Annotated in this window: 37 protein-coding genes; 29 read left to right on the plus strand and 8 right to left on the minus strand. The window is 51.0% G+C overall.

All coding sequences use genetic code 11. From position 1 onward, the window contains the following. Positions 1-41 precede the first annotated feature (41 nt). The 6 genes from HALNA_RS15285 (at position 42) to HALNA_RS15305 (ending at position 3,801) form a co-directional block, all read left to right on the plus strand. Positions 42-977 (plus strand): DUF932 domain-containing protein, encoded by a 936-nt coding sequence (locus HALNA_RS15285; protein WP_049937204.1) that lies wholly within the window; start codon positions 42-44, stop codon positions 975-977. An 80-nt stretch (positions 978-1,057) separates the two neighbouring features. Continuing rightward, positions 1,058-1,318: a hypothetical protein gene (locus HALNA_RS15290; protein ID WP_049937205.1), complete on the plus strand. Its 261-nt coding sequence runs from the start codon at positions 1,058-1,060 to the stop codon at positions 1,316-1,318. Positions 1,319-1,572: 254 nt separating this feature from the next. Continuing rightward, complete coding sequence (locus HALNA_RS15295) at positions 1,573-2,580, plus strand: hypothetical protein (protein WP_049937206.1); 1,008 nt, start codon at positions 1,573-1,575, stop codon at positions 2,578-2,580. A gap of 7 nt (positions 2,581-2,587) precedes the next feature. After that, positions 2,588-2,986 carry a hypothetical protein gene (locus tag HALNA_RS20210; protein ID WP_157573572.1) on the plus strand — a complete coding sequence of 133 codons (399 nt, stop codon included), beginning with the start codon at positions 2,588-2,590 and terminating at the stop codon, positions 2,984-2,986. A gap of 78 nt (positions 2,987-3,064) precedes the next feature. Then, on the plus strand, positions 3,065-3,376 hold the full coding sequence (locus HALNA_RS15300) for a hypothetical protein (protein ID WP_049937207.1): 312 nt from the start codon (positions 3,065-3,067) through the stop codon (positions 3,374-3,376). A 53-nt stretch (positions 3,377-3,429) separates the two neighbouring features. Then, a complete protein-coding gene (locus tag HALNA_RS15305; RefSeq protein ID WP_049937209.1) occupies positions 3,430-3,801 on the plus strand; it encodes a hypothetical protein in 372 nt (123 codons plus the stop codon). Between the two features lie 5 nt (positions 3,802-3,806). On the opposite strand, the gene HALNA_RS15310 is transcribed toward HALNA_RS15305, so the two are convergent. From HALNA_RS15310 to HALNA_RS15325, 4 genes are all read right to left on the minus strand, one after another. Next, complete coding sequence (locus tag HALNA_RS15310) at positions 3,807-4,259, minus strand: hypothetical protein (RefSeq protein ID WP_157573573.1); 453 nt, start codon at positions 4,257-4,259, stop codon at positions 3,807-3,809. A gap of 26 nt (positions 4,260-4,285) precedes the next feature. After that, positions 4,286-5,185, minus strand: a complete 900-nt coding sequence (locus tag HALNA_RS15315) for a hypothetical protein (RefSeq protein ID WP_049937211.1) — start codon at positions 5,183-5,185, stop codon at positions 4,286-4,288. Positions 5,186-5,273: 88 nt separating this feature from the next. After that, complete coding sequence (locus HALNA_RS15320) at positions 5,274-5,576, minus strand: hypothetical protein (protein ID WP_049937212.1); 303 nt, start codon at positions 5,574-5,576, stop codon at positions 5,274-5,276. Beyond that, positions 5,573-5,923 (minus strand): hypothetical protein, encoded by a 351-nt coding sequence (locus tag HALNA_RS15325; protein WP_049937213.1) that lies wholly within the window; start codon positions 5,921-5,923, stop codon positions 5,573-5,575. Before HALNA_RS15325 ends, HALNA_RS15320 begins: the two co-directional genes overlap by 4 nt. Before the next feature lie 197 nt (positions 5,924-6,120). On the opposite strand from HALNA_RS15325, the gene HALNA_RS21705 reads away from it, so the two are divergent. The 13 genes from HALNA_RS21705 to HALNA_RS20220 all read left to right on the plus strand — a co-directional run bounded on the left by HALNA_RS21705 (position 6,121) and on the right by HALNA_RS20220 (position 10,892). Further along, positions 6,121-6,384, plus strand: a complete 264-nt coding sequence (locus HALNA_RS21705) for a winged helix-turn-helix domain-containing protein (protein ID WP_394324598.1) — start codon at positions 6,121-6,123, stop codon at positions 6,382-6,384. Further along, positions 6,381-6,629 carry a hypothetical protein gene (locus tag HALNA_RS20215; RefSeq protein WP_157573574.1) on the plus strand — a complete coding sequence of 83 codons (249 nt, stop codon included), beginning with the start codon at positions 6,381-6,383 and terminating at the stop codon, positions 6,627-6,629. Before HALNA_RS21705 ends, HALNA_RS20215 begins: the two co-directional genes overlap by 4 nt. Positions 6,630-6,673: 44 nt before the next feature. Continuing rightward, entirely contained in the window at positions 6,674-7,138 is a 465-nt protein-coding gene (locus HALNA_RS15330; RefSeq protein WP_049937214.1) for a hypothetical protein, read from the plus strand. Continuing rightward, entirely contained in the window at positions 7,138-7,494 is a 357-nt protein-coding gene (locus HALNA_RS15335) for a hypothetical protein (RefSeq protein ID WP_049937215.1), read from the plus strand. Before HALNA_RS15330 ends, HALNA_RS15335 begins: the two co-directional genes overlap by 1 nt. Further along, positions 7,494-7,832, plus strand: a complete 339-nt coding sequence (locus tag HALNA_RS15340) for a hypothetical protein (RefSeq protein WP_049937216.1) — start codon at positions 7,494-7,496, stop codon at positions 7,830-7,832. The genes HALNA_RS15335 and HALNA_RS15340 overlap by 1 nt, the downstream gene beginning before the upstream one ends. Further along, complete coding sequence (locus HALNA_RS15345) at positions 7,829-8,131, plus strand: hypothetical protein (RefSeq protein WP_049937217.1); 303 nt, start codon at positions 7,829-7,831, stop codon at positions 8,129-8,131. The genes HALNA_RS15340 and HALNA_RS15345 overlap by 4 nt, the downstream gene beginning before the upstream one ends. Then, positions 8,131-8,406, plus strand: a complete 276-nt coding sequence (locus HALNA_RS15350) for a hypothetical protein (RefSeq protein WP_049937218.1) — start codon at positions 8,131-8,133, stop codon at positions 8,404-8,406. Before HALNA_RS15345 ends, HALNA_RS15350 begins: the two co-directional genes overlap by 1 nt. Positions 8,407-8,429: 23 nt before the next feature. After that, positions 8,430-8,750 (plus strand): hypothetical protein, encoded by a 321-nt coding sequence (locus tag HALNA_RS15355; RefSeq protein ID WP_157573575.1) that lies wholly within the window; start codon positions 8,430-8,432, stop codon positions 8,748-8,750. A 125-nt stretch (positions 8,751-8,875) separates the two neighbouring features. Further along, entirely contained in the window at positions 8,876-9,565 is a 690-nt protein-coding gene (locus HALNA_RS19470; protein WP_084510073.1) for an N-6 DNA methylase, read from the plus strand. Next, positions 9,565-9,813, plus strand: a complete 249-nt coding sequence (locus HALNA_RS15370) for a hypothetical protein (RefSeq protein WP_049937222.1) — start codon at positions 9,565-9,567, stop codon at positions 9,811-9,813. The genes HALNA_RS19470 and HALNA_RS15370 overlap by 1 nt, the downstream gene beginning before the upstream one ends. A gap of 38 nt (positions 9,814-9,851) precedes the next feature. Further along, a complete protein-coding gene (locus tag HALNA_RS15375) occupies positions 9,852-10,289 on the plus strand; it encodes a hypothetical protein (RefSeq protein ID WP_049937223.1) in 438 nt (145 codons plus the stop codon). Between the two features lie 230 nt (positions 10,290-10,519). After that, positions 10,520-10,723 carry a hypothetical protein gene (locus HALNA_RS15380; RefSeq protein ID WP_049937224.1) on the plus strand — a complete coding sequence of 68 codons (204 nt, stop codon included), beginning with the start codon at positions 10,520-10,522 and terminating at the stop codon, positions 10,721-10,723. Beyond that, on the plus strand, positions 10,716-10,892 hold the full coding sequence (locus HALNA_RS20220; RefSeq protein ID WP_157573576.1) for a hypothetical protein: 177 nt from the start codon (positions 10,716-10,718) through the stop codon (positions 10,890-10,892). Before HALNA_RS15380 ends, HALNA_RS20220 begins: the two co-directional genes overlap by 8 nt. Before the next feature lie 206 nt (positions 10,893-11,098). Here HALNA_RS20220 and HALNA_RS19475 read toward each other — a convergent pair whose 3' ends face one another. Continuing rightward, positions 11,099-11,638 (minus strand): TATA-box-binding protein, encoded by a 540-nt coding sequence (locus HALNA_RS19475; RefSeq protein WP_084510075.1) that lies wholly within the window; start codon positions 11,636-11,638, stop codon positions 11,099-11,101. A 154-nt stretch (positions 11,639-11,792) separates the two neighbouring features. Here HALNA_RS19475 and HALNA_RS15385 point away from each other — a divergent pair, with 154 nt between their 5' ends. The 6 genes from HALNA_RS15385 to HALNA_RS15405 all read left to right on the plus strand — a co-directional run bounded on the left by HALNA_RS15385 (position 11,793) and on the right by HALNA_RS15405 (position 21,244). Next, positions 11,793-13,805: an N-6 DNA methylase gene (locus HALNA_RS15385; protein WP_049937225.1), complete on the plus strand. Its 2,013-nt coding sequence runs from the start codon at positions 11,793-11,795 to the stop codon at positions 13,803-13,805. 2 nt (positions 13,806-13,807) lie between these two features. Next, entirely contained in the window at positions 13,808-14,653 is an 846-nt protein-coding gene (locus HALNA_RS15390) for a hypothetical protein (protein WP_049937226.1), read from the plus strand. Then, on the plus strand, positions 14,653-15,309 hold the full coding sequence (locus HALNA_RS15395; protein ID WP_049937227.1) for an HFX_2341 family transcriptional regulator domain-containing protein: 657 nt from the start codon (positions 14,653-14,655) through the stop codon (positions 15,307-15,309). Before HALNA_RS15390 ends, HALNA_RS15395 begins: the two co-directional genes overlap by 1 nt. 114 nt (positions 15,310-15,423) lie before the next feature. Continuing rightward, positions 15,424-16,995 (plus strand): type I restriction-modification system subunit M, encoded by a 1,572-nt coding sequence (locus tag HALNA_RS15400; protein ID WP_049937228.1) that lies wholly within the window; start codon positions 15,424-15,426, stop codon positions 16,993-16,995. Then, positions 16,995-18,239 (plus strand): restriction endonuclease subunit S, encoded by a 1,245-nt coding sequence (locus tag HALNA_RS19480; protein WP_084510077.1) that lies wholly within the window; start codon positions 16,995-16,997, stop codon positions 18,237-18,239. The genes HALNA_RS15400 and HALNA_RS19480 overlap by 1 nt, the downstream gene beginning before the upstream one ends. Before the next feature lie 32 nt (positions 18,240-18,271). After that, entirely contained in the window at positions 18,272-21,244 is a 2,973-nt protein-coding gene (locus tag HALNA_RS15405; protein WP_084510079.1) for a type I restriction endonuclease subunit R, read from the plus strand. Here the strand turns inward: HALNA_RS15405 and HALNA_RS15410 are convergent. Next, the gene (locus HALNA_RS15410) at positions 21,239-21,790 is read right to left on the minus strand and encodes a TATA-box-binding protein (protein WP_049937229.1); all 552 of its coding nucleotides are present in this window, start codon (positions 21,788-21,790) and stop codon (positions 21,239-21,241) included. The two genes, HALNA_RS15405 and HALNA_RS15410, sit on opposite strands and share 6 nt — an antisense overlap. Positions 21,791-21,925: 135 nt before the next feature. On the opposite strand from HALNA_RS15410, the gene HALNA_RS15415 reads away from it, so the two are divergent. After that, on the plus strand, positions 21,926-22,150 hold the full coding sequence (locus tag HALNA_RS15415) for a hypothetical protein (protein ID WP_049937230.1): 225 nt from the start codon (positions 21,926-21,928) through the stop codon (positions 22,148-22,150). Between the two features lie 202 nt (positions 22,151-22,352). Continuing rightward, positions 22,353-22,508, plus strand: coding sequence for a DUF7837 family putative zinc-binding protein (locus tag HALNA_RS21785; protein WP_449404870.1), 156 nt, complete (start codon positions 22,353-22,355; stop codon positions 22,506-22,508). A 196-nt stretch (positions 22,509-22,704) separates the two neighbouring features. Here HALNA_RS21785 and HALNA_RS20225 read toward each other — a convergent pair whose 3' ends face one another. Further along, positions 22,705-22,881: a hypothetical protein gene (locus HALNA_RS20225; protein WP_157573577.1), complete on the minus strand. Its 177-nt coding sequence runs from the start codon at positions 22,879-22,881 to the stop codon at positions 22,705-22,707. Between the two features lie 199 nt (positions 22,882-23,080). On the opposite strand from HALNA_RS20225, the gene HALNA_RS15420 reads away from it, so the two are divergent. Next, a complete protein-coding gene (locus tag HALNA_RS15420; protein ID WP_049937231.1) occupies positions 23,081-23,314 on the plus strand; it encodes a hypothetical protein in 234 nt (77 codons plus the stop codon). 389 nt (positions 23,315-23,703) lie between these two features. Then, positions 23,704-24,729: a hypothetical protein gene (locus HALNA_RS20230; RefSeq protein WP_157573578.1), complete on the plus strand. Its 1,026-nt coding sequence runs from the start codon at positions 23,704-23,706 to the stop codon at positions 24,727-24,729. 294 nt (positions 24,730-25,023) lie between these two features. Here the strand turns inward: HALNA_RS20230 and HALNA_RS15425 are convergent, their stop codons facing one another. Continuing rightward, positions 25,024-25,962: a hypothetical protein gene (locus HALNA_RS15425; RefSeq protein ID WP_157573579.1), complete on the minus strand. Its 939-nt coding sequence runs from the start codon at positions 25,960-25,962 to the stop codon at positions 25,024-25,026. Positions 25,963-25,975: the final 13 nt, after the last annotated feature.

Genomic DNA, 25,975 nt, shown 5'->3' on the forward strand with positions numbered 1-25,975 from the left:
TCTCAGATTTAGATGGACTTTATCAAATCGCTGAAGATGAAATGCCAAGCGTCGCCCGGTTCGACGTCCTTGCTTCACATCCTGAGAAGGAAAGCCTGGACTCGGTCCCTTGGAGAGATGCACTATACACTGACGAGGACGAACCGCAATTGGCCGGCGAGGTCAGTAGCGGAGACGACTACTACAACATCATACAGTACGGCGATATCCTCGAGGCAATCGGCCAAGGTATCGAGGCCAGGGACGAGGATATCCAACCGGAAGGAGAAGTCGCCTTGTCCAATACGCGGCATAAGATGACTGCCCGGATTGGCATGGGTCAAACAGTCGAAGCAGCACCAGGCGACCGCATCAACCTAGATCTACGTGCTCGTTCAGGGCACTCGGGTTACCACGGCTTGAAGTTCGATGTCGGTGCGATGCGAGAGATCTGCAGTAACGGGATGATGGCATTCGTCGCAGATCAAAGCTACGAGCAAACCCACAGTGAACAGTTCCAGCCAGGCCTTGCATACCATGCTGTTGACGCTGTCGTTGACGGAGTAGATACGGTCGAAAGGAGGTTGGAGCAGGCTCAGGAACGAGAGCTGCGGAATCAGGATGAGGCACTTCTCATTTTGCAGGATATCGGTATCGACCGTTACCTGGAAGATCCGACTCCGGACTTGCTGACTGCGTTGAACGAAGAGGTCGAAGACCCTGACAACCCTTCCTTGTACGAGACTTTCAACGCCGCAACCTACGCACTGACACACCTCTCCGAAGACAGGCCTCAGTACCAGTTGGACGATGGCTACGAGCAGGCCGCTCAGCTTCTTGAGTACGGTGAAGGGATTCCGCATCCAGACATTCTCGGTGAGGACGCGGTTCGCCGCAGATCAAACCAGTTGATCGAGGATCCAGAAGCTGAGGAGTACTGGGAAGGCGAAAGAGAATCTCTCCGTGACTTGATGGAGTATCACGAGGTCGAAGCCTGAAAGGTGGTGTAGAGATCCAAGAGGAACTCGAAGAGGAGTCTCTGTTAGAGGATGAGTTCGGACGATCTATCGAAGAGCAGTTGCAGGATAACATCGCCTACAACTTCTGGGTTGACCGCGACCTCCACAGTATACACGAGGAATACGTTTCAGACGGGTATCTACAGGATGGCGACGAGGAGTTGCCGTTCGGCATCCATGTCACCTACGAGGATGGAGGACCTCAATTCAGGATTGAGGAACCGTACATCGCTCCTTGGCACCGGGACAAGGCTATCGAGTTACTTGATGAAGGTTACGAGGCTTTGGTCAACTGGCCCGAAAAACGAGATGAATTATAACATTTCTAATATAATAGTGTAGTAGAAGAGTTGAGTCCTCAATCAAAAGAAAACTGCGAGACTTGATCGACCGCATCGAAGAGAAACACGTCTGCCAGATCTGCGGCACTGAGTATGGTGACGAACGGGAAGCGCTCAGTTGTGCAGACTCTTGCCTAGATTTCTCTTACCGCTACATTCGTTCGGATAGGTACAGACACCAGTCCCGTCAAGTCATTTTATAAGTAGTATTACCTCATTCAGAAATAGTTCCTATGAAGCTTCCTTCCTTGAAGCAATCAGCTGCAGCAACCGGAATCGCAGGCCTCGTACTACTACTTTTCCTGATCGGGCCTTCCGTACTCTCCGTTGCTCAAGACAGCCGCAAACAATCCATCTCGTTCTACCACTTAACTGACGACGCAGGATCTACACAGGCACTTCACCAGAATTTGAAGGATACATACCCGGGAACGTTCAGTGATGTAGCGAAACTCGGGAAGTACCGTTTCGACCTTTCTATGCGTGGACTGACTTCCGGTGGTGACGGATGCTTCCTCGTACCGAAAGTCAAGAAAAACGGAGTCGAAATAGACCAGTTCAATCTCCAAGACAACAAGATCACGAGTTACAGTGGATGGGCTGACAAGGACGGGACAGGCCGAGTTGAGAAAACCTACGGCGATTACAAGGCCTCATTCGGTAACACTCTCTACATGGATGAATCGGTTTACTACGGTACTTACTACGGTGTTCAAAGCTGTGAAGGCGCATTCAACAAATACGAAATGGAGATTCCTTGGAACAAGATCTCCGTCGAAACTAATACTCCGAAAAAATCCCAGGCTGATAACCCGGTTGCCTTGACCTACACGTTCCATAACCAGTGGAAACCGATGGAAGCAGATCTCGAAGCCGAGGTCTGCATCGGAAACGGGCTGTGCAAAACAGTACGGAAGGAAAACGTCTCAGTTCCTGTCGGTACTTCAGCCAGCACGATCAGTCTAACTCCGAACGCTACCGGAGAACTGAAGACAGACTTTGGAGGTTCAATCGCTTTGGATATGGAGCATCTCAGAGTTGAAGGCCTCAGCGTCGACTGTGACAACGACGGCAGCAACGAGCGCCCTTCCAAATGCTCCAGCATAGAAATCGGAGAAATCCAAGGCTCAGACGTTGTCAAACTAAGGGAGAAGCAGCTAGGCCTGGCACAGCAAATCCAGCTCAGACTTGCTAAACTCTATACAGGGATTATCGACGGGTTTCCCTTCGTCGGAGCGTGAATCAACAATGAACTCGAAAACTAAGACTACGGTACTTCTATCAGCATTTCTGCTGGCAGTTTCAACTGCCGCAGCTGCAACTCCTACCGGCCCTGAAACAGGACCATCCGAGGTACCTGGTGACAGACCTGAACAATTTCCGGGTAACGTGACTCCTAAGAATCAGACCGGCCCATTCTCGATGATACCTGGCATAGGCAACCGTACTCTGCCGTCGATGCCAGAGCTTCCGGACCCTGCCTCTGCTGTAGTAAAGTCGGTTACTGGCACTATTGACGATGCTTTTAATTCTGTAACTGGCTTCGCTGGCGGGATTGGTTCCTTCCTATCTGAGAATCTGCCTGTTATCGGCGGAGCTGAAAAACAAACGCAGCCGGTGAATGGCACTAACTCGACAAGGAGGTGAGAATCAGCAGTTAGTATAGAGCGGGATTCTGCGGCGTATGCTTTCGACAGGATTGAACATTACCAGGACCTGTTCGGTGTGGACGATGAGCAAATGGGTGTACTGTTGGATCCTTGGTACCGAGAGTTTGAGGATATCGCCAATAATGAGAGACTTTCCGAAGGAGAGGAGCACTGGGAACTCTTGGTCTATGCTACTAACAGTGAGTGGTTGAGAGATCCTGAGATGGATGCTACCGCTAACATGACTTTGACGATGGATTATCCGGAGATGGATGCGGAAGAGTTTCTGGGCGTGGTCTATCCAGCTGCAGTAGAAATGTTTGAGGAAGAGTACGGTGGAGAAGTTGATTTCCTCGGTTACCCAGAGGTGCCAGACGAATACCTCTAACTGGGTAGAGAGTTGAACGAGGTTGTTGCTGGAAAAAGGGAGGTTGTACTGGATTGAGTTTTGATGAACGACACAAGGGAGAGATCTCGAATCACATCGAGCATTTCCGGATGAGTCACAGCCTTGACTACGATGATCTGGCGATAATGGTCGATCCTGTCTACCTGAAAGGGGACAGAACTGAGCAATATCTCCCGCAAGACGAGTACTGGGAGGTCACAATCTACGCATCCAACAAGGAGTGGCTACAAGATACTGAGAAAGGCGAGCACCAGGATAGAGTTGTCCAGTACACGTTTGAAGAAACCGGCAAGGAGGAGTTTCTCGAGGAGGTTTACCCGGATATCGTTGAAACATTCGAGGAGAAGTACCGTGACAGGGTTGGACGGCTTTTGCTCCCTGACGAACCAGAATACAGTCTCTAACAGGTCTATGCGGTTTTGACGTTTTCTAACGCGGTCAAGGCTTGCTGGTAGACCTCGGAATCACGGGGCCAGTCTATCTGCATGATGATTGCGCCTTTCGGCATGTCCGTCCAGGACATGTACTCATCCAAGATTTCCTTGGAAGATGCATCGTCCTCCATGCACGGCCTGATTTCGTCGACGGCGAGGCCTACACTGCTGGTATAGATATCGACGTAGTCTTGTTCGGCATCTGGATCTCGGACCTCTCTTTGGAAGTGGCCTATCCGTGCTTCTTCCGCGAGTTCGTCAAGGACCTGTTTGAGTTCTTTTTTAGAAAGATCGAGATTGGTTCCTTGCTGGAGGGTGTACTGCCAGTTGTCCATTTTCCGCTTGCTTCTGGGGTCGAGAACGATTTTGAGGACTTGTTCTTTGTCTTGTTCTGTAACTGTTTTCTCCATGGCTTCGCTGGATATCACAACACATTGTTTATTCTTATAGCTGATCAGAAGTCGTCGAATCCGGCCTGAATACTATCGTCTTCCTTGTCGACGTCTTCTAGATCTTCTTGCTTCATGTCGTCGCGGTGGTCTGGGATGTGTAGTTTCCCGGCGTCAGGACTCTGTTCGTTCCTGTAGATTTCGGTGTCTCCCAAGGCCTTGAAGAACCTGTGAGCGTCCATATCGTACGTGTTCTCCAGATGCTCGACGTCGCTGGTTGCCGCCCAGCTGACTGTCCTCAAGTTGCTGTAGTCGTCGACAAGAAGTTCGGCCAGGGATTCGTCGACGCCGTCAACCCGAGAAAGTTCCTCGACAAAGTGATCTTCAGCCAGTTCGTCGACTTGGAAACTGTCGTAAACCTCCTCGCTACCCCGGTCAAGTATGTGGATCTTGTCCAAGATCTTCGTACCAGTGATTTCGTTGTGGCCTCGTACTGTAGGCTCCAATTGGTACTTCTCCAGTGCGTTTTCCGGAGCCAGTTCCAAGTAGTCAGGCCGATAGTCTACGAAGACATCGTTCTCGTCCTCTGCCTCTGTTTCGAGGATATCAGCTACCGCGTTGAACGGTGCTCTGAACGGGAGGACGTACTCCCCGTCGTCCAATTGGATGCTTCCCTCTAAGGCCTCGTTCAACTCGGGGTTGTACTCTGGATCAGTGACCGAGTGAAAGTCGTGGCTTGGAATTTCTCCTTCGATTTTCCAGGGCCTCTGGTATGTGTATTCTCTCAGTGCTTGTTCTGGGTCACCGTGGTCCAGCCTCCACCGGTCATCCTCTACGTACCTGTCTTCGCTGCTGTTGTAGCTGGCCAGGATTACTTCTGCGTGCTCCGGCGTGTATCGAGCGAAATGAGTATGCCCAGCTGCGGCATCGACGCCGATAAACTGGTACTCTGCGCCATCTACCAAAATCTCTGATGGGGGTTCTGCTACATCGTCGATTGGTGAGTCACCACAAGAAGAGAACCGTGAAAACTACTTTTAAAACATTTAGTCCTCAGAAGGCGTCTCTCATGCCGTCTTGCATCCCCACGTCGTCGGGTTTACCGTGGAGATCGATGCTTTCCATCCGGTCGACGAACTCCGTCAACATCGCGTGAATCCTCTCTACCTCTTCAGGGCTGGCAGCGGAGGCCTCTCCTTCGATCTCGTTGAGTTCCTGCTTCAGCTCCAGCTTCTCCTTCTCAGATTCCTCTACCTCTTCCTCGAGGAACTCGATTTGATCGTGCAGCTGATCGATGTATGCCTTCAGTTCTTCTTTGGAATCGAACTCGTCAGGGATTTCGGGTGCGGTGGTCATGAGTAGTCATTTCCGGTGATGTCGCTGACGGTGTCTGCCACGGAACCGTTGAGGTTTCCTCGATTGCTGAGGTCGATATCGTCGATTTTCTTTTCTAACCTGTTGATGGTGGCTTCGATTTGCCCCAAGTCGTGTTTTGCGTTGTAGTCCAGATAGTCCTCAACCGTCTGAAGTCGTTCTTTTTTGCCCTGGATCTCGTCAAGCTCTTGCTCCAGTTCCAGCTTGTTTTTCTCTGATTTCTCAAGTTCCTCTTCCAGAAATTCGATTTGGTCGTGTAGTTGGTCGATGTACTGTTTGAGCTCTTCCTCTGAATTGAACTCGTCGGGGATGTCGGGTACTTCAGTCACTGCTGGCCTCCTACTGGCCTCCTGTGTTTCTGGGGACTTCTAATTTAGGGATATTCATAATTCGGTGTTGGCTGCTTTATTCTTTGGCTCCGACACAAGGTATAAAAAAGATGTTTTCGGATAGGTATGTAAGGTGATATGAAATCGAGAATCCTTATTCAAAACACGATAGCTACAGCGTCCCAGAGATAACCGAAATAGACAAAGCTTTTCTCAACCCTAAAACAGTCCAGATCCTGATCTCGCTGACTGGTGGCACCAGTTACGCAAACGAGATCTCAACAACGGTGGACTGCACCTACTCCCACACGGTACGGATACTGCAGAAACTGGAGGAAAACGGCCTGGTAGAAGGCGAGAAAGAAGGCCGGAAAAAGAACTATAAATTGACCGATGAAGGCCAGGAACGAGCCGAGGCCTTAGTCAACTTCCTCGAAGCAGGAGGTGAGAATCAGTCGTGAGTAAATGGACTGTAGTAGACAAGGAGGAGCTGAATGAGTATCGAGAATACATCTTTGTCGGAGGAGAGTTATTTGGTGTGACCGTTGGAGCTCTTACAATAGCAATCCTTGATACAAATAGACCGGCAGCATTCTTGGGTGTCTTCTCTCTTGTAGTTCTCATCGGGATCTGGTACCTGTATAGGAATGAGTTCTCCAGTATCAGGAAGGCCTTAGAAGACGCCAAAGAGGGTGAGAATCAGTAGTGGCGGAGACACGGATTCACTATCTTGGTTGGGGCCAGGAGAATATGGCTGTCGAGGAGGATCCGGGGATGGGTCCTGCTTCGGAGCTGTTCCACAAAATCTCGGTCGAATCTGTTCTCGACGAAGACGAGAAACCGCCACAGGCATTCACAGAGGAACGGTTTGACGAACTGTACGACGAAGTCACGGTTCTCGACGGCGAGTACTTCGAGGGGGATTTAGAGGATATCTGGCAGGGCTTCCAGCACAACGACTTCCCCAGTATGGACGAGTTCCTGGAGGCCAGGTACTGCGAAAACTGCGACAGCTACATCGAAGGCAGTGATGAGGCCTTGACCCACGCCGTCCAGAACCACGGATACAATACTGAGGAAGAGTTCGGTGAACCGGAGTATATCCACGGCATCCGCTCTATGAGTGTAGGCGACGTAGTCCAGATGGACGATGTGTATCATCAGGCCCGGAACATCGGCTTCCAGGAAATCTCCATAGGAGGTGAGAGCCAGTAGTGGAGGAGGGACTGTTAGAGAAGTATCGTGAGAAACTGTACGCTTGGATTGACGAACACATCTTGCTCATAGGGCTTCTCACATCTGCGATCTCGTATGGTCTGATTGGAAATTTCATCGTCCACACGAGATCCTGGTTGACGAATCCTTTGAAGCTAACAGGCGGAATTGTCGGAGTGTTCTTCGGTTTTTATGATACGATGCTGTGTATCCGTGGTATCCATCTGGAAACTGACTCTGGCGAAGAATATAGCCTTGTTCAAGAGATCGCCACTGCGGTACTATTGCTCCCAGTGTACTTTGTTTGGGTGCCAGTACATCTGTTCAAAGATATGGTCAGAGGTGAGAGCCAGTAGTGGCGAGTGAAGAGCTGTATGATGATATCTTCGAGGAGACCTACCAGCGTGCCACGCCAGGCCTCGAAGAAATCGAGGACGACGGTACGGAGTACCCGGACGATGTCAACGTTCCCTACCTGCATTTCCTTGATGGCGACGAACTGGAGGAAGTGATCGAAGACTACTGTGACCAGTACGATGTCCCAAGCCACGAGGAGAGGCAGGTAAAACGCAACGTGGTCCTCGGTAAAAGCCCGTCCACCAGCTTAGATAACGTGGACAGAGCACGGGAAGACGCAGGCCTCAAACCCGTTTCAGAAATGCTCGAAGAAGACGGAGGTGGAAGCCAGCAGTGAGCGAAGACTACGACCCGTTCGAGTATCGGGGAGATACTGGGGTTCCCCGGCAGAGTGGATACGAAGATGAAACCGAGGAGATCTGCCGGTACATTCTTGAGGAACGTGGCGACCAGAGGATCGGACAGTACCTCATCAACGCAGTTCGGCACAGTGACGAATGGGAAAGGCTGGAAGAACAGGGAAGAGAAACCAGCCGTTCGGATAAGGAGAAAACTGAGAGCGTTCTTTGGAATATAGAAGCTCCAGAGCTTCTGAAAGCCATAGAAGAGTTCGAAGGCAGAGGTGAGAATCGGTAGTGGAACTCGACTCTATCGAAGATCTATACGAGAACGCCTTGATGATGGCGAACGGCGAATCCCTGGAGTACAGAGATCTCACCGTGGAGAAGGTTGACTGGACGCATCCAGAACACACAGAGTACGCAGTATTCAACGAAGACGGTGAGAAGGTGGAGTCTCTCACGATCTCCGCCTACGACTCCGTCGACGACCTCCAAGGCTACTTGGACGAGATCGCAGACTACGGCCCGGAAAACCTGGAAGACTGGACCAGCAGAGGTGAAGATCTGTGAGACCTGATCTATCGACAGAGGTCTTGGAAACCGCCATCAAAATCGTGAACGAGCTAAAGTTCAGCGAAGACGCCGAGGACAAGTACGGCTGGCTGGCGAACCCAAAATGGGAGTTGAAAGGCTTCTCCAAGAGCTACAGCGACGAAGATCCTTACTATAGTCTGAAGCTCAGGTTTGAATCGTTCAGGCTTCAAAGAGGAGATATCGAGGAGATAGTAGAGTTTCTGGACGAGTTTAAGCAGGTCAAGAACCATGACCACTACTTCTCGCACGATACTCCGTTCATCATCACATTGGAAATCCCGGCAGAAACAGAAGAAAACGGAGAGGGTGATGCGGAATAGCATCAGGCCCCGGGTACAAGGAGGCCGCCGAGCCCGTCGTCGACAAACTGGAAGAGATCCAGTTCATCGGCGGATACAGCCGTCACCAAGTATTCGAGGATTTCCTCGATCTGTCGCTGTACGCCTTGCAGAGAGACGACGAATCCTACCTCGACGTGATGGACAAGTACGGCGAGAAAGAGGCCCAGCTGTACAGTGAGGCCTTCGATGAACTCTTGAACGCCTCCGAATCCGCTAACCACGATGTCCTCGGCGTCGTCTACGAGGAACTCGGGAATAGCAGTGATCACTTCGGCCAGCACTTCACTCCGCACAACCTGTCCGACATGAATGCGGAGATGGTCATCGACGAAGACCCAGACCCAGGTAGGGAAGATCCCTACAGTGTATTGGATCCGGCTGCGGGAAGCGGACGCCTCTTGATCTCCGCCGCGAAACAACTACCAGAAGGAACGCAGGGCGAGTTCTACGCCGTCGACAAAGACTCAACGTGTGCGAAGATGGCCGCTCTCAACTTGACGTTCTTCAACATGGACGGATACGTCGTCCACGGAGACTCCTTGACCCAAGACTACCACACGGTCTGGGCCACGGAAGGCAGCGCCTTCGGCGGGTCAGTCCACGAGCTCGACGACGATCAGTGGACCAATCCATACGACCAGGAAGTCAGCGAAGAACCCGAGGACAACGTCGACGAAAAAGAGATTCAGGAAGACACCGAGGAGAATCAACAGGCGGATACGCCGGACATAGATTTCGACGAGATCCGTGAAACCCAGCTTTCCGACTTCACCAGTAGAGGTGATACTCCGTAGTGGCAATTGCAGATCTACTTCAGATCTTCTGGGAGGGTTTCGTCGACGATGTGAAGGCCTTGTACAATCTGATGGATGAGACTGCAGAGACAGATTACGAAGTAACAGGCAGTATCCTGCTCTGGGCCTTCAGCTACCTCTTCGGAATCTTCCTGTTGACCGTGTTGATTCCCGGCTTCGCCTTAGCTGAGCTCGACATAGCATTAAGTAGAGTACAGAATCGAGGAGGTGAGAACTCTCAGTGCTGAACTGGTTTGTAGAGTCGAAAACACGGTACCTCGTATTGATGTTGGTCGTGAAGACTGCGGACATCGCCAGCACATTTCTCTTAGCAAAACAGTACAGCTGGGAGATGGAAGCCGGTTACACAATGATAGGCTACTTAGGCCCGGCTCTGGGCCACGTACCATTGGCTTTGGCTACCATCCCGATCGCAGTACTGGTCGGATACTACGCGTATGATCAGGTTCCTGCAGGTGCGGAGTTCGCTGTATTGTACTTCGCTTGGATCTCAGTCGGGAACTTCACACAACTCTGGCTGCCTCTGATCGGTACGCTGTGGAACGTTGCAGGCCTCCCTATCTTGGTCAGTGTCATACTTGCTCGAGGTTTTGACCCGATCTGGTTCGACCGGTCTCCGACCAGGGATGAACTCTTGGAGAACATTGAAGCCGCCAAGGCGTGGAAGACACGGCTTTTCGGAGGTGATCAAGGTGCAGTGTAAAAGGACGAAGTGCAGGAACTCAGTTCCCGATCACAGGGAGGAGTACTGTTCGGGTACATGTTTCAAAAAGGACAAGATCAAATCACCATACAGAAGGCGGTGACCTCGGAATCGGACGGAAACCAACACCTCTGGAACTATTTTTCAGGTACGGATGGATGCTTATTGCCGTAGGGGTAGTAGGTGGTGCGCTCTACAGCTCAGTTCAAGGGTCTCATCCACGCTCGGTGATGCCGGACGACTTCAATTACACGGAGTCGAAGAAGGCCGTAGAACAATTCTACGGAGTATCCTGCAGTAGCGTTTCTAACGATACCTTCGTTGATCAGTACGAGTTCGAGTGCTCGCAGACCCAAGGCAACTACAGCTACGTTGCCAGTGCCAGGGTCGAGTACAATGCTACAGGCCTTGACGAGGTGTATCTCTATGAATGATTTCGGTCCTGACTGTACCGACTGCGGGACAGATCTCTACATCAACCCTGTTGAGAGGCCTAACGTTGACTGGGTGAAAGTTGTCTGCAGCAACTGCGGCTATATCGACACTATCTCGATGATCCGCCTCGGACAGAAGAAGAGACGTGCAGAAGGTGGTAGCAGCTGAGTTCGGATCCCGGCTTCCACGTTACATATTTTGCTCTCTGGAAGCTCACCGGGATCTATGCAATTGTCAGAGGTGAGCCTGGTTTAGGCCTCTTCTCAATCATAATAGGATATTTCGTGTTCATAGTGGAGATGTACCGAAAAGAGAATCTGAAGAGGATGAATATACCGGGTGACGATAAAAGCCGGTAGAGCCGGTGATGCTTTTTACAAGATAGATTCGAGTTCGGATTTCAAGCCCTCAAAGGCTGATTCTGCCTGTTCAATGGATTTTGCACCGGTTATCACGGTCTTTCCAGAGCCGAAAATCAGTAGTACACAATCGTATTCAGTCGGGCGATATACAAGTCCAGGAAATTGCTCGGGTTCATACTCACTTTTCTCCAATCCCAGACCGATTGTGAGAGCGGACAGGTTGATTGGTTCATCTAGATCTGCGACACAGACATAATTTTGGATAGAGAACCAATCATCTTCAGCAGAAGGGAGGACTCCGTGGTCGTGGAGAGCTGAGAGGAATCTATTCCTTGTTTCTACAGCTTGCTGTTTGGAGGATGAACCTGTAATGATGTATTTGCCTGTGCGGTAGAGTGTGATGAGAGGTTCAGTGTTCTCTAATCGAACGTATGCCCCCGGGTATTTCTCAGGGTCATAATCAACAATGTCGTCAAGTTCTTGGGCAACAGCTTCCAACTCAAGTTCCACTCTCAGAGAGCCAGAAGAAACAACGTTGACGACCTCTACCATCTTAGCTGTCTACCCCGTTCCGGTGTTATCGACTTATACACTGGTGATGTTACTGGAAAACCCTCTGCAATAAATATCAGATATTTCATAAGTATAAACTCGTTTTTGACTGTCCAAGCAAACTTCTTTGTAGTCATCATCGGAACAGGAAGGTATGCACGAGCAGGAACTCGTTCAGGACACCTACGACGAGCTCACAGACATCTACGGAGAGGATCGAGTTGTACTTGAGCCGTTTATCGAGGGGCAGCTGAGCTTCCGTCCTGACCTCGCCGTCTTGGATGAAGATCTGGACGAGTTCTTTGTAGTCGTTGAATGCAGCACAGTTATTTCGGAACACAGGGAGCGAGAAGATTTGAAAGAGCTCCGCCGTCTGATGAATCACTCCGGGGCACCATACGGCGCACTGGTCTCCGAGTCTTTCGAATACGTCTTCAAACTTATTCCAGGGGAGGACGGGGAACAGGTGGAGCGAGAACTCGCTGGATTCCCCAGTGATGAGGGCCAGGAACGGCGTATCTTAGAATCTGCGGAAGAAATCCAGATGAAGTTCTGGCGGCTTGCCGATTACTTCAGAGGGAAGATCGGTAGAGACATTGAGAGCCAACTTTACCACAGTCTTTTCCGAAAGCTGGCTGCTGAACGACACAACTACAATCTGGATATCGACAACCTCTCCGAGGAAGACCTGACGGAAATAGACGAACTGATTGAGCAAAAATACCCGCCGTTTCAACCTCAACGCCATCAGCACGATGTCGAGCTCCAGAAACAGGTTTTGAACACATTCTACGGCATCGATTTAGACAAAACTCCGCCGAAACTCGCCGAAGCATTTGTTCTACTCGAAGACCAGTCACAAAGAGGTGCGCCTAAAACCACTCCTCTATGGCTGAGCAAAGCCTTTCTCGACCTATCAGAGACCGGTGAAGGAGACGTTGTCCTCGATCCAGCCGCAGGGTACGGAAACATTCTCCGAGAAGCCAGTGCCCGAGGTGCAGACGCACACGGGGTCGAAATCAATATTAATGCCGTGAACAGCGCCATCTTCCTCAACGAACTGTTCGGCACTAACGTCTCCTACACGGCAGGCGACTACCTGAAACTCTCACAGGTAGATCACAGCTTGCCGACAGAGTTTGACCAGGTCTTCATCGATCCACCATTCAACCTACATTACGAGAAGCCGGACGGGACCCCCGCACGCAACGGCGACGAAAAATTCGTTCTGGACTCACTGGAACGGCTCAAACCCGGCGGCCGACTAACAGTCATACTCCCAGTCGGGAAACTGTACAAGAGAAGGAGTTCTGACTTCCGAGAGACCCTCCGTACAGAGTACACGATAGAATCTCTGATCGAGATCGACGCCCCGATCTATGACCATACTGGGATCTCTACAGTAATACTGCAAATAGCAAACGAACCATCCTCACCAAGCGACGAGATCTCTTACGCCATCGTCAACAGTGACGAAGATCCGGAACAGAAAATCCCAGCAATCATAGACGACATCCGACTCGGCAAGGCCGATACACTGGAGCTGCGCAGGCTGGAAGGGGGATCCTATCTCCCCAGTGAAATCATCCAGATGGACAAGACAAGCCGCAAACTACAGCAGCAGTACGACAAGGTGGAAGAGATCCAGGATGTCGCTAAGGAAATCCGTGGCGGCACCAAGAAGCCGGATCAGGTATTTGAGGAAGACAGCGATCACCGGCTTCCATACGTTAATATCCGCGATATCCAGCAGGAGACGTACTCCGAGTTTGTCGATGTCAGCGACAACATCGTGAGAGCGGACGAGACAGACGTCCTAGTCTCGGCCACTGGAGCAAAGATTCACATCCACCATCCCGAAAGAGAGATAGCTCCAAGCTCGATGTGGGCTGTCGTCCGCTTCCGTACAGAGGAGGAAGCACTGGTATACGCCCACTTCCTGGATACCGAACTGGCCAGAAACCAGCTGGAATCGATGCAAGGCGGGGCGACAGTACAACATATCCCCATTAGACGGTTGCGGGAGCTGCTGGTGCCTGAGTTCTCGGAAGCGGAGATTCAGGATAAAGCAGAGTCGATCCGGAAGCGACTGGAAAAAATCGCTGACTTGGAACAAGAGCAGGCACAGCTCCAGGATGATCTCGAAGGTCTCTTCGGAGGTGAATAAATATGAGCCAGTCCTCCGCCCCGCCGACCAACGAGGAAATGATCGAAGAGCAGATCGACAAGTGCTTCGATCTGCTGGCAGACATCATCGAACCTCGGATAGACGTCGAGAGCGATGACGACGTCTACCAGAAGATAGACGAGTACTTCGGCTGGGTAGAACAGTCTACGCGAGCTTCGTTCCAGGACCGGTTTAACACCGCGCAGCTGTACAACTATCTTCGGTATGTCTTCCTGGGTCTCGCTGATGAACAGGGCTACCGGGAGAAGCTACAGCGAGAAGTCGGCGGAGAGATCCGGAACGAAGACAACGTGGTCAACGCATTCCGCTGGTTCAAAACGTACTCAACGGTGCTCCTCGACGAGGAAATTGACATTTCATACACGTTCGCCTTGGAGAACCTGAACGAGTACCGCGAAGACGAGATCGCCCACCCGAAGGACCTCCCATCACCTGACCAACAGGCCGATCCCGTACTCCTGAGTTCACTCCTCCTCATCTGGAACGCTCTAGAAGGAGTCATCCGGACCTGGGGACGGATCCTGGACTTAGACGAGGATACATACGAAGACCGCCGGCGTCTTCTCGACGACAACCACGACTTCCATATCGGATTCGTCGACCACGTAGAAGGCCGGGTCGGATACGTCACCTCATTCCAAGAAGGAGAAGCAGGCAAAAGCATCAGAATAGAGCCCCAGTACGTCGAATACTTCCCCTCAGAGGGAGACGTGGTCATCCTGAAAGCAGAGCAACAGTACAACCACAACGACGAACCCTTCAGCAGTCTCACACCGGTCATCGAGAACAACAACCGGGTTCGGAAATTCGTTGAAAGCAACAGATAATGAGCCTGCACATAGTCCCTCACGGAGAAACGACAGTCCACATCAAGCGAGGACTACAAGCCCATGGGTCTGCCGACCACGTCCAGCTACTGACCAGCGAGAAATTCCGGTCAGTCGGGGATGAGCTCGCAGAAGAGCTCAGTGAGTTCGGATACAACGTCGAAATAGACCTCATAGACGCGTTCGACCTTCGAGATGTAGTCGATGCGGTCGTGAGTGTGGCGAGAAAAAACCCTGACCAGGAGATCTACGTGAACATTACAGGCGGTACAAACCTGATGGCTGGAGCAGCCACTGCCTCCGCTTTCTTCATCGGGGCAACTCCCTACTACGTTCTGGAACCCCAGACCGGAGAAGAATCAATTGACGAACTGGTACAGAAGCTCCCCTCACCTACCCAGCCGTTGAATTTCGAGATAGAGGGGCTGCAACTCGATGTTCTGGAAACACTCGGTAGGTGGGATGAGGAGGGACGGAAAGGCGTGATACTCCGAGAGATCGGTGAGGAACTGAGCGAGTCATCCCAGAAAATCAGTTACCATGTCAGCCAGCTGGAGGAGAAGGGCCTAGTCGAAACAGAAATGGAGGGGAGAACGAAACACGTCTACGTAACCGACGTGGGGCGTTTGTACCTGCAGTGGACCTCGCACGAGTAAACCGCGATTCAGAGGTGTCCGAAAATATGATCGAACTACACAATCTCGGCGTGAAATCGGCAGCAGAACCGGCAACCAGCAAACTTGAAGTGGCGATCATGAGGTGCTAAAATAATGAGTATTAACGGGGAATCCGATGAGTTCGAGAAAAGCCTCTGGCAGTCTGCCGAGGGCCTCCGTGGCCCCGTAGAGTCAGCCGAGTACAAGCACATCGTCCTCGGCCTCCTCTTCCTCAAGTACATGTCGGACGCATTCGAGGAGCGTCGAGAGGAACTGCGAGAGCTCACGCATGATGAGGACTCGACGTACTACTGCGGTGATGACGATCAGGAGCGTAAGTTCATCCTGGAAGACATTGACGCCTACCGTGCAGAGAAAGTCTTCTACGTCCCCGAGGAGGCCCGCTGGGACACCCTCGTTGGCCGTGCTACCCACCCTGACATAGGCTCCCAGATCGACGACGCAATGAGAGCAATGGAGGACAAAAACCCGGACCGCTTAGACGGGATGCTGCCGAAGCGGTACTCACGGATCCCACAGGACACTCTCGAAGGACTTCTAAATGATTTTTCTGAACTGGACCTCGGAAACGGTCAAGATACGCAGGACGAGGACGTCTTCGGACGGGTTTATGAGTACTTCATCAAGGAGTTTGCCCGTGAGGAGGGACACCGTGGCGGAGAGTTCTACACCCCCAAGCACGTCGTCGAGTTACTCGTCGAGATTTTGGAACCGTTTGAAGGCCGTATCTTTGACCCGTTCTGCGGTTCTGGTGGGATGTTTGTCCAGAGCCACAAATTCTTAGAACGAAAGGGTGGCGACGAAGACCAGATCTCTATCTACGGTCAAGAGGTCAACGAAGCCACTTGGCGTATCTGTAAGATGAACTTGTATCTTAGAGGTATTGATGGTAACATCCAACGCGGAGACAGTATCCGGGACGATAAGTTCGGTAATCTCAGTGCTGACAAAATAATCACGAACCCGCCGTTCAACATGAGCGAATGGGGGAAAGAGACTGTCTCTGATGAAGATCCGCGGTTTGAGTATGGAATGCCGCCTTCCAGTAACGCGAACTTCGCCTTCATCCAGCATATGGTTTCTCACCTTGACGAAGACGGCATGGCTGGCACAGTCATGGCGAACGGATCTATGACCGTTCAAGGTAAAGAAGGGGAAATCCGTGAAGAACTAATTAAAAACGGTGACCTCTTAGATGCCGTCATCGCACTTCCAGGTGAGTTGTTTTACACAACCTCGATTCCCGTTTGCCTCTGGATACTTAGCAAGGGAAAGGACTCCGACAGATACCGGAACCGCGCGGAGGAAACGCTATTCATCAACGCAAAGGATCTCTATGAGTCAATTGATCGGACGCAGAACCGCTTAACTGAGGAGCACATCCAAGCTATAGCTGATACCGTACGAGCGTACCGAGGTGAAGATAGCGTAGGTGATTATGAAGACGAAACGGGATTCTGCAAGGTGGCAACGACGGAGGAGATCGCAGATAACGACTATATAATAACTCCTGGACGGTACGTAGGAATTGAACGTGAATCGGGCAACGAAGTCCCGTACGAAGTAAAAATGGAAGAACTGTCGGCTGAGCTCCGTGAGCAGTTCCAGAGGTCGAACGCGCTTCAGGAAGAAATCGAAGCGAATATTGAGGATTTGGGGTTCTGATGACTGAGAAAGATTTGGAAACTCTCGTTGACGAAGCAGAATCAGCCGAGGTGAGCGACATATATGAACCAGGAAATGAGCGTTGGGAGATGCGGCCTCTCTCCGAGCTGATTGAGCCTGTACTCGGTAAGACACCTAAACGAAGTGAAGACCAGTATTGGGGCGGTGATATACAGTGGGCTAGCGCCAAAGATATCTCACAGTCTAAAACAAGACATATCTACGATACTGAGGAAAATATGACCGAAGCTGGTAAGGAGGCCAGTAACGCGAAAATCCTTCCTGATGGAACTGTCGTTGTCATCGCTCGAGGGGCGACCATGGGCCGGGTTGCGCAACTTGGGAAACCTATGGCTTTCAATCAGACCTGCTACGCTCTGGACACTAACGAACAACTATTGGATGACTATCTGTATTACGCTTGGCAGTATGTATTCGGGCAGGTCCAAGCGGTATCTTACGGTACAGTCTTTGACACCATTACGATGAAATCGTTCAAAGATATCGAGGTTCCAGTACCTTCTGTTCCGGTCCAGCGGGAAATTGCTAAGGTGTTGTCTGCCCTTGACGATAAAGTTGAGATGAATAGAGCGGTTGGTAGTACTGTAGAAAATATGATAGAGGTAGTCTATCAGTCTATTTCTGAAACTGCGAACTCTTCACGAGTAGAGTTTAGTGAGATTTGTGACACAACAGGAGGCGGAACGCCAGACACAGATAACTTGGAGTATTGGGAAGGTGAGGTCAAATGGCTCACGCCCAAAGAAGTGACAGGACTGGATACAAGTGTTGTCTACGATACCGAGAGAAAACTCACCGAAGATGGGTTAGCCAACACATCTGCAAAAGTGATGCCAAAAGATTCCACTTTATTATACAGTCGAGGTAAGAATGTTGGAGAAGTGGTTATTAATAAAGAGCCTATGGCGACAAATCAGGGATTTATATGTATGAATCCGGATGAATCGATTGTCCCTGAAGTATTATTAGAACTGGTTAAGGGTCATCGAAAGGAGATTGAGCAGTTAGCAACTGGTAGCACTTACCCAGAAATAAGTCAGCGGGACCTCAATCAAATCGAGATACCGCTCCCGGAAAAAAAGGCCCAAGAAAACTTTGCTAAAGTGGCGTCCCCAGGATATGACTACATATATTCACTGTTGATTGAGTGCGACCTGCTCGAAGAAATCCGAGATACCTTGTTGCCAAAATTGTTATCGGGCCAAGTACGGGTCGATGAATAAAGCACAAGTCGTTCTGTTGAGGGGTTATAATAATGGGTCTTGACGAACTCCAACTGGCCGAAAAACCGGCTATAGATCTTCTCCAAGATATTGGCTACGAGTACGCCTCTCCAGCGGACTTGGCGGAAGAGCGGACCTCTACCTCTGATGTCGTCCTTCTGGAACGTCTTGAAGAAAATCTCCGAAGAATCAACCCTGACATTCCCCGAAGAGGGTTGGAAGAGGCAGTCACTCAGCTCACCAGTACACAGTCCCCGAACCTACTGGAAGACAACCAGCGGCTTCACAAGCAATTGGTAGACGGCGTCCAGGTAGAGTACGAGCAAAATGGAGAGCAAGTCGGGCGGTTCGTCAACCCGATAGACTTTGACAACCCGGAAACCAACGACTGGCTGATCACCACGCAGTTCACCGTTCAACTCGGTGAGAATCCTCGTCGCCGGCCCGACATGGTTGTCTTCATCAACGGGCTGCCTATTGGCGTCTTAGAGTTCAAGAACCCGACCGACCCGAAAGCTACCCTGGAAAACGCCTACGACCAAGTCAACAACCGGTACTGGAACGATATCCCCAATCTCCTGCGGTACAACGAAGTCATCGGCCTGATGTCGATGAACGAGGCGTTGGTCGGAGGCCTCAAAGCAGGCTGGGAATGGTACAGACCGTGGCGGTACATTGAGGAGGAAGGTGACAACCCGGATTACTCCGAGGAAGAAGTCCTACTTCGTGGCGTATTCGGGAAAGAACGTCTTCTAGATCTGATCGAGAACTTCGTTGTCTTCAGCAAGAAGGACGGCCAGCTGGCGAAGATCCTTGCCGGGTACCATCAGTTCTACGGAGTCCGTGAAGCCGTTGAAAGCGCGAAAGAGACGATGGGCAGTGAACTCGGCAGGGCAGGAGTCTACTGGCACACACAGGGATCCGGAAAATCCCTGTCAATGGTGTATTTTGTCCGGAAGATCCGCCGTAGCGAGGATTTCGGAAACCCGACCTTCGTAATCGTAACCGACCGGAACGATCTGGATGAGCAGATAGTTCACACGTTCAGCGATGCCGGTTACAACGTGGACTGGGCGGACAGCATCGAAGATCTTCGAGACCAGTTAGACCGGAAAGCAGGTGGCCTGGTATTCACCACTATCCAGAAGTTCCAGACCAAGGACGACGAACGGGATTATCCCGTGGTAAACGAGCGCGATGACATCATCGTCATGGCTGACGAAGCCCACCGGTCACAGACAGAGCAGCTTGGTTTGAATCTGCGCCAAGCACTTCCGAACGCTTCGTTCCTCGGATTCACCGCTACCCCGATCCACGAAGGCGACAAAGCTACCCGAACCACCTTCGGAAATCACGTCAGTGAATATACTATCGACCGGTCGGAACAGGACGGATCTACCGTCCCGATCTACTACGAGTCGCGTTTCGCAAAGCTCCAGCTCAACAAAGATGCAATCAGCGAGTCAGTTCGAGAACTACTGGACTCAGGGTCAGAGGACTTGGAAGATGAGCTTGTTGAGAAGTGGACGAACCTTCGCAGAATCATCGAGAACGCTGACGACCGATTAGAGCGCCTCTCCGAAGACATCGTCGAGCACTACAACAACCGGGAAATCGAGGGAAAGGCGATGGTTGTCGCCATCAGCCGGAAAGCCGCAGTAAAATACAAGCGGTACATCGAGGAGCAGCCGGAGGCTCCGGAGGTCGAAGTCGTAATCTCTGAACCTGAAGAATACCTTGATGATCCGCCGCCAGAAGGCGAACTGAAACGCCGGTTCAAAAACCCGGACGACTCACTGAAAATCGTCGTAGTCTGCGATAAGTGGACCACCGGGTTCGACTGCCCTCCACTCCACACCCTGTACATCGACCGTCCGATGAAGAACCACAACCTGCTGCAGACAATCGGACGGGTCAACCGGGTCTACAAAGACAAGCCCGGTGGCTTGGTGGTCGACTACATCGGTATCGCCGAGGACCTGCGCCGAGCCTTGGACAAGTACACGGCAGATATCCAAGATACCGCAATGGTGGATGTCGAAACTGCCGTGGACGTAATGGAACAGAAGCACCACCAAGTCTCCCAGTATCTCTCGAACGTCGACTACGAAGGCTGGCAGGACCTCAGTGAGGTAAAATTGACTCGGCTGATTCACCGTGCGGAGAGCGAAGTGATCGAGACCGAAGAGAAGCAAGAGAACTTCATGCAGGCTGTCGCTGAATTGAGGCGTGCTTTCGCCCTCGTCACCCCGCACGAAGCTGCTAACAAAGTCCGGTCCGACCTCCTATTCTTTGAATCGGTGAGAGACAGCCTCCGGTCGCTTGAAGCGGAAGGCAGCCGCCGAGATGAGAATATGGACTCAGCGATGAAGAAGCTGATTGCGGAAGGCGTCACTGCAGACGATGTCGTCTCTGTGGCGGGCTTTGACAAGTGGAAATCTGAGGAGCCGATTGTCAGCGAAGATTTCCTATCCGATGTTGACCGGGTCGAAGAGCCTGAACTCCAAGCTAAAATGCTTGAGTCGCTGTTGAAGAACGAGATTTCGACTCGGAAGCAACAGAACTTGGCAAAGTACGAATCCTTCGAAGAAGAACTGGAGGATACCCTTAATGAGTACAACAACCAGTTCCTGACGACTGACGAGGTTATCGAGGAACTGCGGAATTACGCGGATGAACTGCAGCAAGAAGACCGGCGGAAAGAACGCCTCGGATTGACTGAGGAGGAACTTGCTTTCTACGACGCCATCAGCTCCAACACAGAATCCGAAATACCGGAGGAAAAGCTCAGTGAAATCGCTGAAGAGCTGTGCGAGATGCTGAAGGAGAACGTCAATATTGACTGGACCAACCGGAAAGCCATGAGATCGAAACTGAAAATCCGGGTGAAAGGTCTGCTCCGGAAGAACGGATTTTCCCACGAGGACTACGACCCACTCGTAGATCCTATCGTCCATCAGGCTGAGGCTCTGTACGGTGATGTCACTGGCGAAGCCGGTTCATGAACCAGGTAGATTCAATTCACTAAGCTCTTCCTTCAAGTATTCTACACCTGCTTGAGCCTGACCTCGCTTCTCCGCACCTCCGATAATCACTTTTCCACTTGCAAAGAGTAGCATAGTAATCTGATGTCCTTCAGGCCGGAAAACTAGGCCAGGGAACTGCTCAGGCTCGTATTCGATATGGTCCAATCCGAGCGCAACTGCCAGTGTCTCCAAATCAAGTTCTTGCCCGAGGTCCTCCATACAGACCAGCGTGGAGAGTTCAAACTGGAGGTCCGGAGATTCCACTCCAATATCAGCCAGGTGTTCTCGGAACTCATCCAACGCACTCTGCAGTGAGTCCTCACTCTCCGCCCCTCGTATCTGAAAAGATCCTGTCCGATAAACGGTGTATGCAGGCCCGTTTTCTTTTAGCCGGATTGTGACCATACTAGATGACTGAAAGTTCGCATCAACATTATCCAGCTGATCCTCGAGTTCGTCGACGAGAGCCTCTAAGTCGATTTCTCGACCGAGAGTTCCGGTCCCCATTGTGCTTACGACCTGCATTATTCAGCTGTTAGTGCCTGATAATCCGTCACGGTGTTTAAATCCGTAGTACTGGGCATTCCCCCGCTCATTCCCTTTTGCTGGAAGAGATAGGCAGTCGCCAGTATTTCATTAGATAGGCTATTTTACTGCTGTATGTTCGTGGTGGAGATCAAGACCTCAGCTATCGAACCAGGGGGGAAGTTATTCAAGCAGATTTACACCGAGAACCGTTCCAGAAGACGGGAGTTCGATTCTGAGAGTGAGGCAGATAACTGGGCAGATGGACTTGATGCGGTCAGCAGCAGGAAAATCTATTTACAGTCTTCGAATGATTTAGACGATCCTGAGTTAGATGCATATCTAATCGGTCAGGAATGATTCTCAAGTACGACTCTGTTAGGTGTACGTCGGGCTTTTCAATGGGATGTGGCTCTCGTAGTGTGATCGTTTCCAAGCTCTACTTTCACTGTGGTTGGGTGAGGTATATGGGTGTGCCAGTCATCAGGCTTTGTTAGAGGGCGATTCCCCCTTGCCCTCAAAGTGTCACACACATCCCCCCTGGTTTACAGGGAGGCTAACCATGGCTGCTCAGAAATCATCTCGCCTCGGATTCTGCCCATTATGCAACGAGGAGATACTTCCCCGCCACACCCTCATCAGGTACGAAACCGGGGAAGGAGAGCAAGAAGCCTGGACAGAATGCCCCAACTGCAGCGAAGTCGTCCACCCACAGTGAGCCTCTCTTTACTGGAAGAAGTGAAGCGGGTTCTGAGGCCTTCAAACAACGATTTATTCGAGTGCCGGCGCTGCGGCAAAACCCTTGAACAAGACACTGAGAAGTGCCCTGAATGCGGATGCGGAGAAATCGTCCAGTACAAATTCTAGACGAGGCCCTCCCAGTGTTTCAAAAATACTCGAATACTATTTCTAAACTATAAGGTGAAACCGGTATTACAGACGTAGAGTTCACAGACCACGCTTTCGAGAGAGTTGACGGCAGTGAGAAATCCAGATGCAAACTCCCCGAATCCATCATAGAGAAATGGGTTCACAGAAGAAAGGGCAACCAGTTCTACGACAGGGAAGAAGACACGCTCCTGTTCATACATCAGAAAACGGTAGTCGTCACAGATTATGAGCCGGAGGATGATATCTGGCTTATTGTAACGGTGTACCGCAGTCAAAGCCCTGGCAAGGCAGGTCTTGAACGTTACTCGAAAGTTGACCCAGAGGACTTCAAAGAGTCTCGCAGGAAAAACCAGTAACCGGACCTCGTGTTTTAAAAATAGTAGAAGGTGAATAGGTGTTATGCTGGAAGGAGTATTGGAGAACGAATGGACGGCCCTCTTCATCTTCGAGGCCTTCGTGACATTCGCTGTCTTCGGAGCCTACCTCGCCGTTTTCTGGGGGCTTGGTGAAATACCGCAGCTGCAGTTCAGCTTGGAATCCTTCCTCAACCAGTACGGAGTCATATTCTTCCTCGCCTTGATAATCGTCCGTACCGGGAACAGAGTTCTAAACACTGCGATGCAGGGAATGTAGATGGGAAAACTGGTGAGCCTGGTCCTGGTCTTGGCGTTACTTTCTCTATATCCACATGATGACGTCAGGCCTTGAGTTCGATGGTTTCTGCAGTGATCCGGATTCTCGTAACAAGGTCGGTGATGTCAACGGTGTTTCTGATTCGATCGGGGATCTGCATCGAGGCCACCTCAACAGTCGAGAAACAGTTCTTCGGCGTGGTGTGGCTGCCGGTGTACAAATGGGGTGTTGAATGTCGGTGTCTGGAACTACGGTTTCTTTTTCACCTTGGCTGCACTGTTCTGGATTCTACGGAAGATCTTCTGGTAGTAGGAAAGCGGCGGTCTCAGGTTTTCTCTGCAACGTGGTACTGCATAACCTACTTGCAACTGGGATATCACAACTTCGCTGTGACAGAGAACTCGTTGGATCCCTGTAATCTACAGAGGCGTCAAGTGCTCAAAGGCCTCAGTGGCGTCATATGCATTACAGGCCTTGCAGGCTGTACGGGTGGAAACAACGGTGGTTCTGAACGTACTGCTACAGAGACAGAGGCCTTAACCCCGCGTTCCACACCGACAGCAACACCCACACCTGAAGCCGAACACGCCGACATCACAGAAATGGCCCACAACTGGGTACAGGAACAGCCAACACAAGGCCAAGGTAATGGAATTATTTTTGATACTTATAGTCCCCAACAGCTAAAAGAAAAATATGGTGCATTAAGAGTTACAGGTCCCAGTAACCAAGTTTTTGATAGGGTTCCATATTCTAGGGAGGAAGTACCAGAGAGCTTTAGACAAACATTCTTTAGTGGAGATAGAAGGACTCTGCGTGTGGACCAGTTGCCCGGGGGTGTCTCGGAGGAAGATGTGGCTCAAGGCCTTGAGGAATCTGGCTACAGACAGGAAGGTTCTGTGAATGGATTTGATGTCTACTTCAATCCGATTAAGGGCTCAGTCCACGCACTTGGCGAAAACAGACACGCCTTCACATTTGATTATGCCGGTCTAGAAACTACTACTGAGGTCCTCAGAAATACTCTTGAAGATACGTTAGAAAGTTATGGAACTGATATCTTTACTGAGGATATGCAGGCCGCCCAACAAGCATTAGACGTCCAAGATAGCTTTGGGATGTCTGTAGATCCAGATTTTGACTATATTACTGGTTTTGACGATAAGTATGGACCTTCGCTTGGAGCTTCAACTTTAGATGTAGAACGGGGAGCCTTGCAGTCTGCATGGGTGTTCGATAACGCCGGTGATGCGGCATTTGCCCAAGCTTACTTAGAAGACGGAAACATCGGTGGAGGCTACCAAACAGTCAACAGAGACGATGGAAGCAGAGTAGTCACAGCAATAGGGAAAGACGATGCAGCAGTTAAGGATATCAAAGATGGAGAGGCAGTAACAGGAATGCCAAAAATTTAATTAAGGGGTATTTTTAGCAAACTTCTTCGCACTTGAGGGGGCTTTCTGTAGCCCAGCTGCATTTGTTGGTGGCGGCCTGACTTCTTATATTACCTGCCTCTTCGGTAAGAGTAGGACTTGGTTCGCATTGGCAGGCTTGTGTGAATTTGGCTTTGGAGAGGCTGCAGGAGGCGTTGTTTTGTTGGTTGTCGAGCCAGGTGCCGAAGTCAGAAAGTACCCTTCCCAACTTCAGTACAGAATTTAGAATGAGCGAGTCGCTCCGGATGTTCGACGTGGAAAGAGATCGTGAGACACCTATATCTCGTTTAGTGAAGGCTGCTTTCCTTGTTTTTCGCTGCCCTCCTCTCCTTGGTTTTTGTCGAGACTTTCCGAGATGTTTTCCTCATCCTTGTTTTCACGGTATTCGTCTTCATCGACGTCGGGCGGGAACAGCAAGTCATCCACGTCTTCGTCCTGACTGATCCAGACACCGTCCTCGTTTTTGACGTACTCGACGCCGTCCATCGTCATCGACTCACGGTCTCCTTCGCTGGTAGAGGCCTCATCCTCCTCTTCTTCGTTTTCGGTATAAGTCTCGTCGTCCTCGTCTTCTTTGTTGCCGTAGATTACTTCGCCGGCGTTGGCAGAATCACTGCCCCCTGTCTCTGAACCTGTTTTCGAGGAGGAATCAGTTTCCTGATCGCCGCAGCTGTCGTTCTCGGCGTTGTCTTCTCCACCGGTGGAAGGGATGATTATGGACTCCTCGTTCCCATCGTCGACGTCTTCTTCTTCTTCGCTGTCGCCGCGGTCAGAACCAGTCTCACCTTCTCCATCAACCTCTGCAGGGTCCTCGACGTCGTCGACATCATCTAATCCCTCGGTGTCTGCAGTTCCTTGCCTGTCCAGCCAGTCCTCAGCAATCTTCACCGGGGTCGCCTTCTTCGACTCATAATCATCCAGCAACTCCTCAATGTACTCCTGATCACGGCTCTCAGATTTCTTCTCCAAGAGATCTGGCCAGTCATCCTCCGGATCTTTCAACAGTTCAGTGATACGGGGCTTAACCAAGTTCGGGCCTTCAAACTGCGCCAACTCGTGACCTTGCTCGACAGCGAGAAAGGCATGAACCTCCTTCGGAGTCGGCCAATAACCCTTCTCCTCGTAGAAGTTGCGGACAGCCATAAACGCCAATCCCTGCCTATCCGAGATCTTACCCTCCTCCTTCAAGTCGTAGTAGGCGTTGATGCTCGTCATCTGAACCGACACC

This window comes from Haloplanus natans DSM 17983 (genome assembly GCF_000427685.1).
GTDB classification, from domain to species: domain Archaea; phylum Halobacteriota; class Halobacteria; order Halobacteriales; family Haloferacaceae; genus Haloplanus; species Haloplanus natans.